17 protein-coding genes and 1 tRNA gene are annotated in these 18112 nt (G+C 60.6%); 7 read left to right on the top strand and 11 right to left on the bottom strand.

Annotated features, from left to right (window positions below):
* Positions 1 to 94: 94 nt before the first annotated feature.
* The 4 genes from AAHA41_RS15495 to AAHA41_RS15510 form a co-directional block, all read right to left on the bottom strand.
* On the bottom strand, positions 95 to 586 hold the full coding sequence (locus AAHA41_RS15495) for an ArgR family transcriptional regulator (protein WP_041209520.1): 492 nt from the start codon (positions 584 to 586) through the stop codon (positions 95 to 97).
* Between the two features lie 216 nt (positions 587 to 802).
* A complete protein-coding gene (pyrI, locus tag AAHA41_RS15500) occupies positions 803 to 1267 on the bottom strand; it encodes an aspartate carbamoyltransferase regulatory subunit (protein ID WP_041209521.1) in 465 nt (154 codons plus the stop codon).
* Between the two features lie 16 nt (positions 1268 to 1283).
* Entirely contained in the window at positions 1284 to 2204 is a 921-nt protein-coding gene (gene pyrB, locus AAHA41_RS15505) for an aspartate carbamoyltransferase (RefSeq protein ID WP_041209522.1), read from the bottom strand.
* A gap of 275 nt (positions 2205 to 2479) precedes the next feature.
* Entirely contained in the window at positions 2480 to 3022 is a 543-nt protein-coding gene (locus AAHA41_RS15510) for a hypothetical protein (protein ID WP_042031908.1), read from the bottom strand.
* 201 nt (positions 3023 to 3223) lie between these two features.
* Between AAHA41_RS15510 and AAHA41_RS15515 the strand changes: the two genes are divergently transcribed.
* Together AAHA41_RS15515 and AAHA41_RS15520 are read left to right on the top strand one after the other, a co-directional pair.
* A tRNA-Trp gene (locus AAHA41_RS15515) sits at positions 3224 to 3300 on the top strand.
* A 224-nt stretch (positions 3301 to 3524) separates the two neighbouring features.
* Positions 3525 to 4895, top strand: a complete 1371-nt coding sequence (locus tag AAHA41_RS15520) for a phosphatidylserine decarboxylase family protein (protein ID WP_323070116.1) — start codon at positions 3525 to 3527, stop codon at positions 4893 to 4895.
* A gap of 54 nt (positions 4896 to 4949) precedes the next feature.
* Here AAHA41_RS15520 and AAHA41_RS15525 read toward each other — a convergent pair whose 3' ends face one another.
* Positions 4950 to 5822: a LysR family transcriptional regulator gene (locus tag AAHA41_RS15525; RefSeq protein ID WP_041209526.1), complete on the bottom strand. Its 873-nt coding sequence runs from the start codon at positions 5820 to 5822 to the stop codon at positions 4950 to 4952.
* A 100-nt stretch (positions 5823 to 5922) separates the two neighbouring features.
* Here AAHA41_RS15525 and AAHA41_RS15530 point away from each other — a divergent pair, with 100 nt between their 5' ends.
* Together AAHA41_RS15530 and AAHA41_RS15535 are read left to right on the top strand one after the other, a co-directional pair.
* On the top strand, positions 5923 to 6420 hold the full coding sequence (locus AAHA41_RS15530) for a lactoylglutathione lyase family protein (protein ID WP_041209527.1): 498 nt from the start codon (positions 5923 to 5925) through the stop codon (positions 6418 to 6420).
* Positions 6421 to 6629: 209 nt separating this feature from the next.
* A complete protein-coding gene (locus tag AAHA41_RS15535) occupies positions 6630 to 8522 on the top strand; it encodes a methyl-accepting chemotaxis protein (RefSeq protein WP_071913785.1) in 1893 nt (630 codons plus the stop codon).
* 65 nt (positions 8523 to 8587) lie between these two features.
* Here the strand turns inward: AAHA41_RS15535 and AAHA41_RS15540 are convergent, their stop codons facing one another.
* From AAHA41_RS15540 to AAHA41_RS15565, 6 genes are all read right to left on the bottom strand, one after another.
* Complete coding sequence (locus tag AAHA41_RS15540; protein ID WP_323070114.1) at positions 8588 to 9052, bottom strand: gamma-glutamylcyclotransferase; 465 nt, start codon at positions 9050 to 9052, stop codon at positions 8588 to 8590.
* Positions 9049 to 9696, bottom strand: a complete 648-nt coding sequence (gene pcp / locus AAHA41_RS15545) for a pyroglutamyl-peptidase I (RefSeq protein ID WP_268016200.1) — start codon at positions 9694 to 9696, stop codon at positions 9049 to 9051. The genes AAHA41_RS15540 and pcp overlap by 4 nt, the downstream gene beginning before the upstream one ends.
* A gap of 14 nt (positions 9697 to 9710) precedes the next feature.
* Positions 9711 to 10634, bottom strand: a complete 924-nt coding sequence (locus tag AAHA41_RS15550; RefSeq protein WP_323070113.1) for a DUF979 domain-containing protein — start codon at positions 10632 to 10634, stop codon at positions 9711 to 9713.
* Complete coding sequence (locus AAHA41_RS15555; protein ID WP_323070111.1) at positions 10634 to 11329, bottom strand: DUF969 domain-containing protein; 696 nt, start codon at positions 11327 to 11329, stop codon at positions 10634 to 10636. Before AAHA41_RS15555 ends, AAHA41_RS15550 begins: the two co-directional genes overlap by 1 nt.
* Before the next feature lie 412 nt (positions 11330 to 11741).
* Complete coding sequence (locus tag AAHA41_RS15560; protein WP_201908989.1) at positions 11742 to 12254, bottom strand: lipocalin family protein; 513 nt, start codon at positions 12252 to 12254, stop codon at positions 11742 to 11744.
* Between the two features lie 17 nt (positions 12255 to 12271).
* The gene (locus AAHA41_RS15565; protein WP_323070109.1) at positions 12272 to 13174 is read right to left on the bottom strand and encodes an AraC family transcriptional regulator; all 903 of its coding nucleotides are present in this window, start codon (positions 13172 to 13174) and stop codon (positions 12272 to 12274) included.
* Positions 13175 to 13331: 157 nt separating this feature from the next.
* Between AAHA41_RS15565 and yqhD the strand changes: the two genes are divergently transcribed.
* The 3 genes from yqhD (at position 13332) to pntB (ending at position 18025) form a co-directional block, all read left to right on the top strand.
* On the top strand, positions 13332 to 14495 hold the full coding sequence (yqhD, locus tag AAHA41_RS15570; protein ID WP_323070108.1) for an alcohol dehydrogenase: 1164 nt from the start codon (positions 13332 to 13334) through the stop codon (positions 14493 to 14495).
* A 507-nt stretch (positions 14496 to 15002) separates the two neighbouring features.
* Positions 15003 to 16529: a Re/Si-specific NAD(P)(+) transhydrogenase subunit alpha gene (pntA, locus tag AAHA41_RS15575; protein WP_323070107.1), complete on the top strand. Its 1527-nt coding sequence runs from the start codon at positions 15003 to 15005 to the stop codon at positions 16527 to 16529.
* An 11-nt stretch (positions 16530 to 16540) separates the two neighbouring features.
* Positions 16541 to 18025 carry a Re/Si-specific NAD(P)(+) transhydrogenase subunit beta gene (gene pntB, locus AAHA41_RS15580; RefSeq protein ID WP_041209536.1) on the top strand — a complete coding sequence of 495 codons (1485 nt, stop codon included), beginning with the start codon at positions 16541 to 16543 and terminating at the stop codon, positions 18023 to 18025.
* Positions 18026 to 18112: the final 87 nt, after the last annotated feature.

The following is an 18112-nucleotide window of genomic DNA, read 5'->3' on the forward strand; positions in this document are numbered from 1 at the left end:
TTTTTATGGAGGCAAGAAGAGATGGACACAAAGTAGCGGCCATCAAAAAGGCGACCCTGAGGTCGCCTTTTGCTTGTTCTATGTGTGGCAGTAGCTAGCGCGCCTGCTCCAGCGTGCGCACCACGGCGGCGTGGGCCTGACGGGTACGGCTGATATGGCGCGGCGCGACCAGCACCACGTCGTTGCCGGCCACGGCACCCATGATCTCGGGATTGGCGTTGCGATCGAGCAGGCGGGCCACCACGGTGGCGGCGCCCGGGGTGGTGTGGATCAGCACCATCTGCTGGTTGTGCACCACTTCGCGCACCATGTCGTGGATGGAGCGGGTGCTGCCGGCGGGCTCCAGCTGCTCGTCGACCAGGGTGTAGACCTTCTTGCCGTTGGCATTCTGTGCCTTGGCGACGCCGAGACGGCGCAGCAGGCGGGAGATGGTGGACTGGCTGATGTCGGCAAAGCCCCGCTCCGACAGCTCGCGGCGGATCTCTTCCTGAGTGCTGTAGCAGTGCTGGCCGATGATCTGGCGACAGGCATCCAGCTGGGCCAGATCGGGCTCTTGGGCAACGGGACGGCTGAGGGTTTTGACCACGGCGACTTCCTTTGACGATGATCGGGGATGAGCGCTCGATATCTGCCAAATTTGCTGCTTGTTAGCGGAAAATCGGGGCAATCGTGTGATTGGCAGGGAATGAGCGGGCTTTACCATATTGGATGGCAAATTATAGCCGACTGGGAATTTGGTGATGTGACAGGGTTCAAAAATGGGCCCCTTGGGGCCCACATGAGTATCTTTTGAGTCTGGATATCAGTAGCGTTCGCTGACGATGTCCTGAGTGAAGGACTTCTCGCAGTATTTGCACTTCATCCGCACCGCGCCTTTCACCTCGCGTACCCGGAAGTAGCTCTCAACCGGTTCGTTGTGGGAGATGCAGTTGGAGTTGGGGCAATGGAACACCCCGGCGATGAACTCTGGCAACTCCAGCTGATGCTTCTTCACCACATTGAAGTCTTCGATGATGTTGACGGTCGCTTTCGGGGCGAACAACGCCAGCTGGTTGGCCTGCTGTTCGGTCAGGCGGGTGTTCTCAATCTTGATGAGATCCTTTTTGCCGAGCGCGCCGGATTTCAGGTTGAAGCCGACGGTGATCCGCTCCTGGGTCTCCACCAGCTGGAACAGCTTGAGGATCTTGATGCCCTGGCCGGCGGGGATGTGGTCGATGACGGAGCCGTGACGGATGGCTTCGACTTGCAGTTGGTTCTTGTCAGACATGTTGTTCCCCTTTCCCTTAGACAGTTTCGTTCAGTACCAGTGCCAGCAGTGCCTGGCGTGCATAGACCCCGTTCTCCGCCTGCTGGAAGTAGTAGGCGTGGGGGGTCTTGTCGACCGCCACATCGATCTCGTCGACGCGGGGCAGGGGATGCAGGATCTTCATGGTGGGCTTGGCCCCTTCCAGGGTCGCCAGCTCAAGGATGAACTTGGCGGCCATGTGCTTGTATTCGGTCTCGTCGAAGCGCTCTTTCTGGACGCGGGTCATGTAGAGGATGTCCAGCTCCGGCATCACCTCTTCCATGGTCTCGTGGATGCTGAACTGAATGCCCTTCTCTTCCAGCTCTTCGCAGATGTAGTCCGGCATCGCCAGCGCTTCCGGGGAGATGAAGAAGAAGCGGCAGTTGAACAGGCTGAGAGCCTGCGCCAGCGAGTGGACGGTGCGGCCGTACTTGAGGTCACCGACGAAGGCGACGTTGAGGCCGTCCAGTTTGCCCTGGGTCTCGCGGATGGAGAAGAGGTCGAGCAGAGTCTGGGTCGGATGCTGGTTGGAGCCGTCGCCGCCGTTGATGACCGGCACGCGGGAGAACTCGGAGGCGAGGCGGGCTGCCCCCTCTTTCGGATGACGCATCACCACCGCATCGGTGTAGGAGCCGATGATCTTGATGGAGTCAGCCAGGGTCTCGCCCTTCTTGGCGCTGGTGTTGCCACCGTCGGCGAAGCCGATGATGTTGCCGCCGAGGCGCTGCACCGCGGTCTCGAAGGAGAGGCGGGTGCGGGTGGAGGCTTCGAAGAAGCAGCTGGCAACCAGCTTGTCTTTCAGCAAGCGGGTGTCGGGCTCGGCCTTCAACCGTTGTGCGGTTGAGACTACCAGTTCCATTTCAGACCGGGTCAGGTCCGTGATGGAGATGACATGTTTCTTGTAGAGTGGATTGGTCATCGTCTGCATTCCCTTTGACATCATTGGAGGTTTTTCGGGCACAAAAAAAAGCCCCTGGAAACAGGGGCTTTTTTTAAAAATAACTGGGGAACATCGGGTCGGAAACCGGAAACAACGGGGCCGCTCTGGTGCGCTCCACCCGTTTGCAAAGCTGTTTTTTTCATCAAAAACGGCATCTTCCTGTCCCGACCTTGTTCAAAACCGGACAGATTATAGGGCTGCATTTTGAATTGTCAAAATTTTATTTTCCATGCCTGTTTTGGCCTGAAAAACGTTTAAGTGGCGCGAACGGGACGGCAAACCCACACCTGATGCACTGCCTGCAACGGCTCGCCATCGCGGGCCATGGCACGCAGATAACCGAGTCTGTGGTGCCCCTCCAGCAAGCAGAAGGGGTGGGGCAGGGGATGGCCATTCGGGTAGCTGGCTCCCGCCTCCGGCGCCAGCACGATGACCGGTTCGGGCCAACTCCCTTCGCTCAGCATCTTCTCGCCGAGCCAGGAGCGACGGACATAGCGATTGCTGCGCAGCATCTCGCCCCAGCGCTCGATCACCTCCATATGGCGGGAGTCTATCTGCTCGATAATTTGCGCGGTGGGCCAGCTTTCGCATGCGAACTGGTGGCTGGCGAGATCGATAAAGCTCCAGTTGGACTCAAAACCGCGCCAATGACGGTAAATCCACTGGGAAAGCACATTTTCGGGGATGAAGGGCACCAGCGGGGCGACCCGGGCCAGGTAGTCGGGCAGGGACTCTGTTTTGCGTTCGTCCCTGAAGTTGAGGGGCGCAAGTTGTTGTAGCAGTCGGTAATTGAGCATAAGCAGCCTCCCGGTACCTGCTTTCACCCTACCCCCATTTATGCCCCATTCCTACCCCGCTGAGTCTGGAAATACAGCAAGTTACCCCTCGTTGCTGCACAAATCGGCGCGACGTGTTCGGGATTTGTGCAATCGCATTAAAAGTGTGAAAAAAGCCTTTACCTTTGAAACCCGCTTTGTATACTACGCCTCGTTTGTTGCAGGGGCGTAGTTCCAATTGGTAGAACAGCGGTCTCCAAAACCGATGGTTGCGGGTTCGAGTCCTGCCGCCCCTGCCATTTAATTCAAGAAAAGCCAGCTCATCGAGCTGGCTTTTCGCTTTCTGGCGTTTGCCACTCTCCCCGTTAGCTCTCTTTCTTGCCGTTTGCCTCTGCCACATCTGTCAATTGAGGCCTCTCTACCCCTGTGCTACACCTTGCTTCTTGTCAGATGGTGCCCTGTTGCCCGGCGTCTGTACTGCATCCGGTTGGCCTGAGGCGCTTCAATCCAAGGAGACAGATCGATGAACAAAGCGGTGGAGACTCGTCACAATCACACCCACGCCGGCGGCTGGGTACCCCGGGATCAGGTGCATGTGGAGCGCTGGGTGCAGCGGTTGCGGCAGGCGGTTACCCGTCAGCCCCGCCCGCTGGTGGCACCGATCGCCGAGCTGAAGGCGCTGGTCGAACAGGAGCCGGCGCTGCATCTGCAGGCGCAGGCGATGTTTGACGAGGCGTGGCAGCACAAGCACAGAACCCCGCTCGGTCAGGTCGAGGTGCGCAGCTTCGAAGAGTTTCTGCTGCTGCTCAATGGCATCATGACCACGGCGCCGGAGGCCTATCAGGATGTGCAGAGCCACGAGCCGGCGGGGCTCATCGGCTTTCCCATCAATGCCCTGCTCAACTGGCCCATGGCGACGGCCGCCGGTTACGGCTTCTTTGCCAACGAGCTGGTGAACCAGCAGCTGCGCAAGATCCTCGGCTACTGGGCCAATTTCCTGCAAAGCCCGGCGTCACGCTATGTGCTGACCGAGTCGGTCAGTCCGCTTGATCGTCAGACCCTGATCGTCCCCTGGCTGGGGGACGTGGCGAAACGGGAGATGGTCAAGGTGGCGCAGGGGGCGCTTGGTGCCGGAGACAACCCCACACCGGACAGCTTCGAGGGGATCTTCCACTCCACCCCGGGTGCCGAATATGAAGGGTTTGCCAGCTGGGACGACTTCTTCACCCGCCGCTTTCGCCCCGGCGTGCGGCCGGTGACGGCTCCCGACGATGACAACGTGATCGCCAACGCCTGCGAATCGGCCCCGCTGCAGGTGGCCAAAAGAGTGCGCCGGCAGGACTCCTTCTGGCTCAAGGGGCAGCCCTACTCGCTGGACAACCTGCTCGACTTCGACCCGCGCGCCGCCCAGTTCGAGGGGGGCACTATCTATCAGGCCTTCCTCAGTGCTCTCAGCTATCACCGCTGGCACAGCCCGGTGAGCGGTACTGTGCGCTCGGTCAAGGTGGTCAACGGCAGCTACTACCTGGCCAACCGCCATCAGGGTTTTGGTAACCTCGACGGCGCCGACCCGAGCGCCCCCAACCAGTCGCAACCCTTCCTCACTGCGGTGGCGACCCGCGCCCTGATCTTTATCGAGGCGGACAACCCCAAAATCGGTCTGATGTGTGTAGTGCCGGTCGGGATGGCCGAAGTGTCGAGCTGCGAGGTGACGGTGCAGCCGGGGCAGCGGATCGAGAAGGGGGAACAGCTCGGGATGTTCCACTTCGGTGGCTCCACCCACTGCCTGCTGTTCCGCCCCGGAGTCGAGCTGGAGTTCGATTTCTATGGCCAGCAGCCGGGGCTGGAGGCGACCAACCTGAGGATCAATACGGCGCTGGCGCGGGTCAAATAACCTAGCTGCCGGACAGTAAAAGGCCGCCCTTGAAGCGGCCTTCTTATTTGCACATCAGCTGGCGCCGACCTGCGTCTTGAGGGTTTCCACCAGCCGCTGGTGGCGGGCTGGGAGCGGCCACTCGGCGCGGTAGATAAGCCAGAGGGTGTCGATCACCTCGATCCGGCTCTGGAGCACCCGGATCTTCTCCTGTTGGGCAAAGGCGGTGACGGCAAAGCGGGGCAGCACGGTAAAGCCGAGGCCGCGGGCGACCGGCTCCAGGATCAGGCCGATCTGGTTGGTAAAGCCGCGCAGCGGGATCTCGTCGAAGCGCTGGCCGGGGTAGCGCCGTCCCAGCAGGCGTTGTGCCATGCTGCGGCCATCCGGGTGATCGATAAAGCCGAGCTGACAGAGGTGCTGCCAGCTCTGCTCCTCGCCGTCGTTGGGTACCACCAGACAGAGGGGTTCGCGGGCAAAGGGCTCGGCGGCGATGCTGGGGTGCTCCGGCGGTTGATCCACCAGTCCCAGATCGCTGCGCCCTGCCAGTACCGCCTGCACTATGTCGGGGGTGGGGGCAAAGCGGTGCTGGATGGTGAGTCCGGGGTGCTCCTGCTGCTGGTCGAGCAGCAGGGGATAGAGCAGCAGGCCGATGCTGCCGGGGGTGGTGAGGGTGATGGCGCCGCGGTGAGGATCGTCGTCAGAGAGACGGGCTCGCAGCTGTTCGGCGGCCTGCTCCTGCTGGCGGGCGAAGTCGAGCAGCACCAGCCCGCGCGGGGTGAGCTCCAGCAGACGAGGCTTGCGCAGCAGCAGGGGGCCAAATTCGGCCTCGAGGCGCGAGATATGCTGACTGACGGCGGCCTGAGTGAGATCCAGCCGATCGGCGGCACGGGTAAAACTGCCGGTTTCATGCACCACCACCAGGGTGTGGAGCCAGAGTGGATTAACCATAAATTTAATTTATGCCTTCCATTAGTTTGACCTTATTTTTCATTATGGCGCCTCTTCCTATCATGTCACCTGTTTCCCACACACAATTTCAAGGTGACTTATGACTTACCCGCGCAACTTCTCCCACATCGGCATCACGGTGACTGACCTCGACAAGGCAGTCGAGTTCTATACCAAGGTGATGGGCTGGTATCTCATCATGCCGGCGACCACCATCACCGAGGATGACTCCGCCATCGGCGTGATGTGTAACGACGTGTTTGGCCCGGGCTGGGGCTCCTTCCGCATCGCTCACCTTTCCACCGGCGACAAGATCGGCATCGAGCTGTTCGAGTTCCCCAACAGCGAGCAGCGCGAAAACAACTTCGAATTCTGGAAGACCGGGGTGTTCCACTTCAGCGTGCAGGATCCGGATGTCGAGGGGCTGGCGGCGCGCATCGTCGCGGCGGGCGGCAAACAGCGGATGCCGGTGCGTGAGTACTACCCGGGCGAGAAGCCCTACCGCATGGTCTACATGGAAGATCCCTTCGGCAACATCATCGAGATCTACAGCCACAGCTATGAGCTGACCTACTCCGCCGGTGCATATCAGGGGTAAGTGACAGGCCGCCTTCGGGCGGCCTGCTGCTTTGTTGTGGCGATAGTCAGTAGCATGGAATAGCGATCTTGCTCACACGGATAGCGGCTTCTGTTGTTGATAGATGTAAAAGTATACAGATTCACTAAAGTCTGTTCAGAGAGTGGCCGATAGCCTCTATTACATCAGGGTCTTTCCCTGCTTCGTCACAACAACAAGGATCTGTCGTCATGACCCTCTCTTTGCGCGGCAAGCTGCTGGCAACCAGTCTCGGGGTGGTGCTGCTGATGGCATCACTGCTCGGCATCGTTGCCTTTCACACCCTCAAATCCCGCACCATGAGCGCCATCCAGAGCGAGGCGGTCAACTATGGTCACGCCTACTCGGTCGCCATCGGCGACTGGATGGCGGATCGCAAGAACACGGTACACGCGCTGGTGAACCTGATCGCCGACAACCCGCAGGCCGAGCTGGTGCCGCACCTGAAGCAGGCCTATACCTCGGGCGGCTTCGGCCTCACCTACTTTGGTTCGACTCAGGGGGTGATGACCCGCCAGGACCCTTCCCTCAACACCGGCAACTATGACCCGCGCGAGCGCCCCTGGTATCAGGATGCGGTGAAGGCGGGGCAGCTTATCGTCACCGCCCCCTATGTCAGCGTCACCATGCAGAAGCTGGTGGTCACCCTCTCCGAGCCGGTACGCCATCAGGGCGAGCTGGTCGGTGCCGTGGGGGCCAACCTGGCGCTCGACAAGCTGATCGACGAGGTGCTGGCGATGCAGGTGCAGGGCGAGGGGTACGCCATGCTGCTCGACAGCAGCGGCCTCATCGTCGGTCACCCCAACAAGGAGCTGGCGCTCAAGCAGATTGGCGAGCTCTCTCCCGATCTGTCGGCGGCCACCTTCCAGCAGTGGGGCCGCGAGAACAACGAACTGCACGCCGCCACCCTCGACGGGCGCGACGTGCTGCTGGCGGTACAGCCGGTGCCGGGCACCGACTGGCTGCTGGCCATGGTGATGTATCGCGACGTGCTGGAGGCACCGCTCGCCTCCCTGCTGTGGCAGCTGGTGGGGCTGACGCTGGTGCTGATGCTGGTGTTCAGCGCCCTGCTCACCGCCATGTTCAAGTATCTGTTTGCCGATCTGGGCCGGGTGGCCGGTGCGCTCCACGACATCGCCCATGGCGAGGGGGATCTCACCGTCCATATCGACACCCGCAGTCAGGATGAGGTGGGTCAGCTGGCGCGCAACTTCAACCAGTTCGTGGCCCGGCTGCACGGCATCGTCAGCCGGCTGCGGGATGTCACCGTCGAGCTGGCGGCCCAGTCCCGTGCTCAGGCGGCTGGTGCCCACTCCCGCAGCCAGCGGGTGCGTCAGCAGCAGGACGAGATCGTGATGGTGGCGACCGCGGTGACCGAGATGGCCTCCGCCACTCAGGAGATCGCCGGCAACGCCGAGTTTGCCGCTACCACCTCCGGCGAGGCGGTCAAGCTGGCGGTCGCGGGCCAGTCGCAGGTCGGCCAGAGCCAGCGCAGCATCACCGGGCTGGCGGACGAGGTGGCTGATGCCAGCCAGATCATCAACGAGCTGGATGCCCACGCCCAGAAGATCAGCGGCATTCTGGCCACCATCAGCGGCATTGCCGAGCAGACCAACCTGCTGGCGCTCAACGCCGCCATCGAGGCGGCGCGGGCCGGTGAGCAGGGGCGCGGCTTCGCGGTAGTGGCGGACGAGGTGCGGGTGCTGTCGCGCCGTACCCACGACTCCACCGACGAGATCCAGCAGATGATCGAGACCCTGCAGCAGACCACCCGTCGCGCCGTGGGGGGCATGGAGACCAGTCGCCAGCTGGCGGGCACCAGCGTCGAGGATGCGGAGTCCGCCAACCAGAGTCTGGCGCGGATCAACGAGGCGATCGGCTCCATCAGCGACATGGCGACCCAGATCGCGGCGGCGGCGGAAGAGCAGACCTCGGTCACCAGCGAGATCAGCCGCAACACCGAGAACATCCGCCACGTCTCGCAGGAGCTGGCCGAGCAGGCCAATCAGGAGGCGGCGCAGGCGGCGGAGCTGAAGGCGCTGACCGAGCGGTTGGAGCAGGAGATCGGCCGTTTCCGGCTCTGATCCTCAGGCCATCTTCCATGAAAAAGGGCAGCCCGCGGGCTGCCCTTTGTTATTGTCGCTGACCGTCAGGCGGCGCTCTCCAGCTGCGCCAGATGGAAGGCGCGCCAGTTGCCGTCGGGCAGGTAGTGCTTGCCCTGTTGCCACTTGAGATCGTGCTGCGCCACGTAGCGGTAGTGGTAGGCCTGCTGCTGGCCGACATAACGCCCCTGCGCCGGGTCGAAGATCTCCACCTCGATGAGCTGGCGCAGATATTCGCTCTGGGGATCATCCTCGCCGTGGAAGTTCTCCATCTCGTCGAGGGCCGCGATGGCGGCAGGGAAGTCGTCCAGCACAAACAGCTCGCCATAGACCCAGTCATCCCCTTGCAGCAGGGCGGGGTAGCCCTTGTGCTGCAGGTGATAGAGGGCGCCGCGCACCCGGGCGCGTCGCGGCGTCTGGCTCACATGGTGAGCCAGATAGCGGCGGTAGTTGAACAGCCCGTCCATCAGGCTGCCGTAGACGAACAGCGGGCGTGGCTGGCAAAGACTCATGAGATCTCGCCGCCCACGACCTTGATATCGCCATCCTGCTGCAGCACCACCGCCTCGATGGCCAGCGCCAGCGCGCGGGTAATCTCGCTCATGGCGAGGCAGGGCTGGTTCACCTTGTCCGCTACCTGCTCGGTGATGTAGGGAACGTGGATAAAGCCGCCGCGCACCGCCGGGAACTCTTTCTCAATCAGGTAGTGCAGCTGGTACATGATGTGGTTGCAGACGAAGGTGCCGGCAGTGTTGGAGACCGCCGCCGGAATGCCGTTCTCCTTGATGCGCTGCACCATCCCCTTGAGGGGCAGACGGGAGAAGTAGGCCGGTGCACCATCGGCCTGAATCACTTCGTCGATGGGTTGCTGCTGCTCGTTGTCGGGGATGCGGGCATCGTCGATGTTGATGGCGACCCGCTCCGGGGTAATGGCGAAGCGGCCGCCCGCCTGACCGACGTTGATCACCACGTCAGGCTGGTGCTGGCGCATCAGCTCCGCCAGCAGGGTGGCTGACTTGCCAAAGACGGTGGGGATCTGCGCCTTGATCACGGTGGCGTTCAAAATGGTCTCTGGCAGGCGCTTGACTGCCTCCCATGCCGGGTTGATGGGCTCGCCGCCGAAGGGGTCAAAACCGGTAATCAGTACTTTCATCATCTTCTCCCGAATGGTCAGAATGCCCAGAAATACATGAGTGCGATATGGATCAGCACCAGCGTCAGCGCCATCGGCACCTGCACCTTGATCACCTTGTTGAGATCCTTCATCTCCAGCAGGGCGGCGGGCAGGGCGTTGAAGTTGGCGGCCATGGGGGTCATCAGGGTGCCGCAGAAGCCGGCGGTCATCGCCAGCGCACCGGCCACCACCGGGTCACCGCCCTGGGCGATGACGAAGGGGATGCCGATGCCGGCGGTGATGACGGTGAAGGCAGCATAGGCGTTGCCCATGATCATGGTGAAGACCATCATGCCGAGGCAGTAGGCCACCACGCCGACGAATGGGCTGCCGACCGGCACCACGGTGGAGATCCCGTGGGAGATGACATCGCCGACGCCGGACTTGTTGAAGATCACCCCGAGGGCTGCCAGCAGTTGCGGCAGAATGCCGGTGATGCCGACCTGCTGGATCATCCGGTCGGAGTCACCCACCACGGTGGAGGGGGTGGCACGGGTCAGCAGTACCGTGATGACGAAGGCGATGACCGCCGCCAGACCGATACCGACCTGACCGCCAAGGGGTGTGAACTGGGCGATCACCACCGCCAGCACGGCCAGCAGGATGCAGGGGAGGAAGATCCGGTTGCCGATGCGGTTGGCGTGGCGCTGGGATTCCTCCTCGCTCGCCTGCTCCAGCTTGCCGATCTTCACCTGCTTGAGCAGGGTGATGACCCCCATGGCGAGGATCAGCACGCCATTAATGACATTGGGGATATAGCTGCCGAAGGCAAACAGCACACCCAGGATGGTCCAGAACAGGGTGGTACCGATTTTGGCCGGGTGGCTGGGGTCACGCAGGACGCGCCAGGCGCTGCTGAACAGGATGACACCGATCAGCACATAAAAGAATTCGAGCATGTTGGGGATGAGGGTCGCCATTATTGTTGCCCCTCCTTGTCGCTGCTCACGGTATATTTCTTGGCCATCTGACGGTCAAACCACATATTGGAAATAGCCACCATCAGCAGGGCGATAATGGCGATTGGCATGGATGCCTTGGCAATATCGACGGCAGAGACGCTATATCCAAGAGATTCAAATGTACCGACGATCAGCAATACCCCGGCTGAGGCGACGAAGGTATTCTGGGCAAAGAAATTGCCGTAGTTTTCGGTGGCGGAAACCCGCGCCTTGATATATTCCTCGTCCTCTTCGCTTAATTTGCCGTGCACCTTGGTGGCGGCTGCCTGAGTCATGGGGTTGACCAGCGGCCGAATAAATTGGGTATGACCCTGAACCCGTACCGAGAAGAGACCGGCCAGTTCGCGGATAAACATATAGAGGGTCATGAACTTGCCCGGGGTGAGCTTCTTGATCCGCTCGATCAGGGTGACTGCCTGCTGTTTGAGGCCGTAGCGTTCACAGATGCCGATCATCGGCAGGGTCAGCAGAAACAGCGTCACCATGCGGTTGGAGACGAAGGCTTCCCCCAGCAGGAAGAGGCAATCGGTCATGGATAGACCGGAGACCAGCGCCGTGGTGACGGCGGCCACCAGTACGACAGCCAGGGTGTCGAGTTTGAAATAAAAACCCAACAAAATAATAAGAATGCCGCTCAGTTTAATCCATTCCAATTAGCCACCTCGTTAAAGTGAATATTTATGTGTAATTTTTGGTAGCCGAGTTGTTTATCACCAGACTCCGGGGATGGCAACAAATAATCACTTTGGTGGGATTCGTTTGGTTTTTAATTACGTTTCGCTGTTGGTTTATTGCTCTCTGGTCAACGGTGAATCCCGTTATTTCGACGCTATTTCGTTTCACCTTAATCAGCTGTGGCAATGATTGTCGGTGCCTGTGTGGCAAGGCAGAACTGACAATATGGCTATTATTTGTTGCGTTATTGGCAGGGCATGATGCAGCTTCGCAATATATTGGCAACAATCAACCGGCGGTATTTTTATGGCTGCGAAGGTGGGGGCGGGGTATTCACTGGAAAGGAAAAACAAGCCGGTGGCGAAGGCGTTTCGCCACCGGTAGCGGGGGTCAATGACTCTGTTTGACCCATATAAGCTGGTCGGTGGCAAAGCCCAACGACTTCGCCTTGGCGAGCAGCGCATCCACCTTCGCTTTGGGCGGGTTGGGTGAGCGGGAGAGGATCCAGAGGTAGTCGTGGTTGTAGCTGGTCACCAGCGAGAGCTGGTAATCGGGATCGAGATCGATGACGTTGTAGCCGCCATAGAAGGGGCCGAAGAAGCTCACCTTGAGCCGTGCCTCGTCAGGGCTGCCGACGAAGTAGGCCTTGCCTTCGGCCTCGCGCCAGCTGCCATCGCTCTGCTTGCCGCGGTTGAGCACCTTGACGCCGCCATCGTCACGCAGGCTGTAGGTGGCGCTCACCTGCTCCAGCCCGCGCTCGAAGCCGTGGTCGAGGCGGGCGATTTCGTACCAGGTGCCGAGATAGCGGTCGAGCTGGAAGCCGGTGACGGGGCGGATGCCGTCGGCGAGGCCAGTGCAGGCCGTCAGCAGCCAGACGGTAAACAGACAAAGCAGTGAACGCATAGGTAATCCCTCTCTCGTTATCCCTCTATGATGCGAAGCTGGCCATCCCGAAAGCGGGAGGCCTGATCTGTCGGCGTGCTGCCGAAGAACCGTTTGTACTCCCGGCTGAACTGGGAGTTGCTCTCGTAACCGACTCTGGCTGCGGCCGCCCCCGCCTTGATGCCGTCGTGCAGCATCATCAGACGCGCCTTGTGCAGGCGAAACGACTTGATGTACTGCAGCGGCGAGGTGGCGGTGACTGCCTTGAAGTGGTGGTGAAAGGCGGAGACGCTCATGTTCACCTCCCGCGCCAGCTCCTCCATGGTGAGGTTGTCGGCGTAGCGCTGCTCTATCATACGCAGCACCCGGGCAATCTGGCCCACATGATTGTGGCGGTTGGCGAGCGCCTGCAACGCCGGGCCGCCCCCCTCGGTGAGGGCGTGAAACAGCATCTCCCGCACCGTCTGCGGCCCCAGCACCCTGGCGTGCAGCGGGTTGTCCATCAGCTCGATCAGCCGCTCGGCGGCGCAGAACATGGTCTCCGACAGGGGGACCGAGTGGACGCCGCTCTTTTGCGGAGCGGGGGCGGGCAGGGCATCGCCCAGCTCAAGCAACAGCTCCTGCAGGATGACCAGATCGATCTCGATGGAGAAACCGATCAGGGGCTGCTCGGGGGAGGCGAAACACTCGCACTCGCAGGGCAGCGGCAGGGTCATCAGCAGGTAGTGGTTGGGGTCGTAGCGAAATACCTGATCCGCCAGATAGCCCACCTTGTGCCCCTGCAGGATCACGATCATCCGCGGCTGGTAGAGCACCGGAGTACGGCCGTGGTACTCGGTGGTGTAGATGAGATTGACCTGTTTCACCGGGGACGGGGATATGCCGGGAGTGGTGACGTGGCGGGCCACTCTGGCGGCGAGGTCGCTGTAACGGTTTTGCATGGGGGCTCTTTGATTCGTCTGTTCCAGTTTTCGCTGCTTTGTAGAAATAGGCAAGAATCAAGCAGGATGTTGTCTTGATGGTAGGGGTGTTCTGGAGAAAAATGCAATCACGATTTCGCGGCCAGGCCGCCCTGACTATCAGAAGAAGGCAATGTCGATGAACAACTTTACTCTCCATACCCCGACCAAAATCCTGTTCGGCCAGGGGCAGATCGCCCAGCTGCGCGACCAGCTCCCGAGCGATGCCCGCGTCATGATCACCTACGGTGGCGGCAGCGTGGTACGCAGCGGCCTGCTGGAGCAGATCCGCCGCGAACTGGCTGGCTTCACTCTGTTTGAATTTGGCGGCATCGAGCCCAACCCGGCCTACGAGACCCTGATGGGCGCCGTGGAGCTGGCCCGTGCCGAGCGGGTCGATTTCCTGCTCGCCGTTGGCGGCGGCTCGGTGCTCGATGGTACCAAGTTTATCGCCGCTGCCGCGCACTACGATCCGGCCATGGATCCCTGGCACATTCTCGAGACCGTCGGCAGCGAAGTGCGCTCCGCCATCCCGCTCGGTTCGGTGCTGACCCTGCCGGCAACCGGTTCAGAAATGAACATGGGTGCCGTCATCACCCGTCGCAGCAGTGGCGACAAGGTGCACTTCTTCTCGCCGTTCGTGATGCCGCGCTTTGCCGTTCTCGATCCGGTGCTCACCTACACCCTGCCCGAGCGTCAGGTGGCGAACGGAGTGGTGGATGCTTTCGTCCACATCGTGGAGCAGTACCTCACCTATCCGGTCAACGCCAAGGTGCAGGATCGCTTCGCCGAAGGCTTGCTGCTGACCCTGATTGAAGAGGGCCCCAAGGCGCTGGCCGAACCGCACAACTATGAGGTTCGCGCCAACATCATGTGGAGTGCCACCATGGCGCTGAACGGCCTGATCGGTGCCGGTGTGCCGCAGGACTGGGCCACCCACATGCTGGGTCACGAGCTGACCGCCCTGCACGGCCTTGACCATGCCCAGACTCTGGCAGCCGTGCTGCCCGCCCTGCTGCAGGCCAAGCGCAAACAGAAGCATGCCAAGCTGCTGCAATACGCAGAGCGGGTGTGGGGTCTGCGCAGCGGCAGCGAAGCGGAGCGCATCGACGATGCCATCGCCGAGACCCGCGACTTCTTCGAGCGGATGGGGGTCAAGACCCGACTGCGCGACTACGGTCTCAAAGATCTGGGTATCGATACCCTGATCGGCAAGCTGGGTGAGCACGGCATGAGCCGCCTGGGCGAGCACGGCGATATTGATCTGGTGCAGAGCCAGCATATTTATGAAGCTGCCTGGTAAAAGCCCCGGATCGGGCGCCAACCGGCGAAACGATTGAATATCGAGGGCCGCCTCCTGCCAGCTGGCGGGAGTGCGGCCCTGTCATTGTTGTGAAATTGTTATTTTTCGGCCTTTGCCGCAGCCGTACAGAGCTCCGGCGCATTTCGTAAGAACAAAAAACGCTAAGATAGAGAGCCGGTGAAACATTTTTTTTGACTGGTTGGATCACTTTTTTCAGCCGTTTTTACTGGTATAAGCCTCTAATTTGGTTTGTTTTTTTTAATCCTCGGCGGGGATGGGCTGAAATCTGTACGCGTGCTGTCGGGCGTGCGGTTGTAATAAAACTCCAAAATTTGATACTAATCACCTTCGCGCCTGAAAAGCGGGGGCCTGACCATGACAGGAGGTTGAGGTAAAGCCTACTGATTTTCATAACAAAGAGCCCAAGACCTGCACTTTGGTCATGTCTTGTTTCGCCAGAAATGAGACACTGGGCAGCGATTGTTTATTAACCATCAGGGAATAGTCATGCAGATTGGAATACCGAGAGAGAGTCTCGTCGGTGAGACCCGGGTCGCAGCGACCCCGGCTACCGTCGAGCAGCTGAAAAAGCTCGGCTTCGAGGTCGCCATCGAGACCGGCGCAGGCCTGTCGGCCAGCTTCGATGATGCCGCCTTCGAGGCTGCCGGTGCCAGCGTGGTGCCGAATGTCTGGCAAGCCGACCTTATCTTCAAGGTCAATGCGCCGACCGATGCCGAGATCGCACAAATTAAAGATGGCGCCACTCTGATTAGCTTCATCTGGCCTGCCCAGAACCCCGAGCTGGTCAAGAAGCTGTCCGAGCGCAACATCAATGTAATGGCGATGGATATGGTGCCGCGGATCTCCCGTGCCCAGTCCCTCGATGCCCTCTCCTCCATGGCCAACATCGGTGGCTATCGTGCCGTTGTTGAAGCTGCGCACCAGTTCGGTCGCTTCTTCACCGGCCAAATCACTGCTGCCGGTAAAGTGCCGCCTGCCAAGGTACTGGTGATCGGTGCCGGCGTAGCCGGTCTGGCTGCCATCGGTACTGCCGGTTCCCTCGGTGCCATCGTGCGTGCCTTCGATACCCGTCTGGAAGTGGCCGAGCAGATCGAGTCCATGGGTGGCGAGTTCCTCAAGCTCGACTTCGGCGGTGAGGATGGTTCCTCCTCCGATGGTTACGCCAAAGTGATGAGCGAAGAGTTCATCAAGGCCGAGATGGAGCTGTTTGCCCAGCAGGCCAAAGAGGTGGACATCATCATCACCACCGCCCTGATCCCGGGCAAGCCGGCTCCCAAGCTGATCACCAAAGAGATGGTCGACAGCATGAAGCCGGGCTCCGTCATCGTGGACATGGCCGCTCAGGCTGGCGGCAACTGTGAATACACAGTGCCGGGCGAACTGCATGTCACCGCCAACGGCGTCAAGGTGATTGGTTACACCGATCTGCCGGGTCGCCTGCCTGCCCAATCCTCCCAGCTCTACGGTACCAACCTGGTCAACCTGATGAAGCTGATGTGCAAGGAGAAGGACGGCAACGTTGCCATCGACTTCGAAGACGTGGTTCAGCGCAACATGACGGTGATCCAGGCCGGTGAAGTGACCTTCCCGCCGCCCGCCATCTCCGTCTCTGCTGCCCCGCAGAAACCGGCCGCCACCAAACCGGCCGCCAAGAAGGAAGAGGCCAAGCCCTCCAACAAGAAGTTCGTGTTCGGTGCTCTCGGCATCGCCGCCTTCGGCTGGATCGCCTCCGTTGCCCCGGCAGCCTTCCTCTCCCACTTCACCGTATTCATCCTGGCCTGTGTGGTCGGTTACTACGTGGTGTGGAACGTCTCTCACGCCCTGCACACGCCGCTGATGTCGGTCACCAATGCCATCTCCGGCATTATCGTGGTCGGTGCCCTGCTGCAGATCGGGCAAGGGTCGACTCTGGTTACCGCATTGGCCTTCATCGCCGTGCTGATTGCCAGTATCAACATCTTCGGCGGCTTCACCGTCACTCAGCGCATGCTGAAGATGTTCCGTAAGGATTAAGGGGGTTTAACGTGTCTCAAGGACTGGTAACAGCATCCTATATCGTTGCCGCCGTGCTCTTCATCCTCAGTCTCGCGGGACTGTCGAAGCAAGAGACGGCCAAACATGGCAACCTGTTCGGTATCGCGGGTATGGCCATCGCCCTGATCGCGACCGTGTTCAACCCGGAGACCAGTGGCGTTCACTGGATCATTCTGGCCATGGTGATCGGTGGTGCCATCGGCGTGCGTCTGGCGCTCAAGGTCGAGATGACCGAGATGCCCGAGCTGGTGGCCGTGCTGCACAGCTTCGTGGGTATGGCGGCAGTGCTGGTGGGCTTCAACAGCTTTATCGATCTGCACCCCTCCGCCCCGGCTGAAGTGGTTGTCTCCGTCGGTTCCAACCTGGATGCCACTCTGGCAGCCGCCCGTGCGGCGTTCGAGCAGGCAGCCAGCGTTGCCCAGGTCGAGCACCTGACCGGCGCCATGCTGAACATCCACCTGGTCGAGATCTTCCTCGGCGTCTTCATCGGTGCGGTGACCTTCACCGGTTCCGTGGTGGCGTTCGGCAAGCTGCGTGGTCTCATCTCCTCCAAGCCGCTGATGCTGCCGCACCGCCACAAGCTGAACCTGCTGGCTGTGGTCGCCTCTCTGGCCCTGATGGTCTACTTCGTCAACGCCGGTGGCTCCACCTTCGCTCTGCTGGTGATGACCCTGATCGCCTTCGCCTTTGGCTGGCATCTGGTTGCCTCCATCGGTGGCGCCGACATGCCGGTGGTAGTTTCCATGCTGAACTCCTACTCCGGTTGGGCGGCGGCGGCGGCAGGCTTCATGCTCTCCAATGACCTGCTGATCGTCACCGGCGCGCTGGTGGGTTCCTCCGGTGCGATCCTCTCTTACATCATGTGCAAGGCGATGAACCGCTCCTTCATCTCCGTGATCGCCGGTGGCTTCGGCTCCGATGGCGTGGCCTCCACGGCTGATCAGGAGATGGGCGAATACCGCGAAACCAGCGCCGAGGAAGTGGCTGACCTGCTGAAGAACTCCAGCTCCGTCATCATCACCCCGGGCTATGGTATGGCGGTGGCACAGGCTCAGTATCCGGTTGCCGAGATCACCCAGAAGCTGCGTGACCGCGGCGTCAAGGTGCGCTTCGGTATCCACCCGGTTGCCGGTCGTCTGCCTGGCCACATGAACGTGCTGCTGGCGGAAGCGAAAGTACCGTATGACATCGTGCTGGAAATGGACGAGATCAACGAGGACTTCGCCGATACCGACACCGTGCTGGTGATCGGTGCCAACGACACCGTCAACCCGGCCGCGATGGAAGATCCGGGCAGCCCGATCGCCGGTATGCCGGTGTTGGAAGTGTGGAAAGCGCAGAACGTCATCGGCTTCAAGCGCTCCATGAACACTGGTTACGCCGGTGTCCAGAACCCGCTGTTCTTCAAGGAAAATACCCAGATGCTGTTTGGCGATGCCAAGGCCAGCGTCGAGGCAATCCTGAAAGCACTGTAAGTGCCATTCAGAGAGTGGATATCAAGGAGGCTTCGGCCTCCTTTTTTATTGCCCATCCCTTGTATATCCTCAATCCATACGGACCAT

Origin of the sequence: Aeromonas sp. SER (genome assembly GCF_038739615.1) — a bacterium.
Lineage (GTDB): Bacteria > Pseudomonadota > Gammaproteobacteria > Enterobacterales > Aeromonadaceae > Aeromonas > Aeromonas jandaei.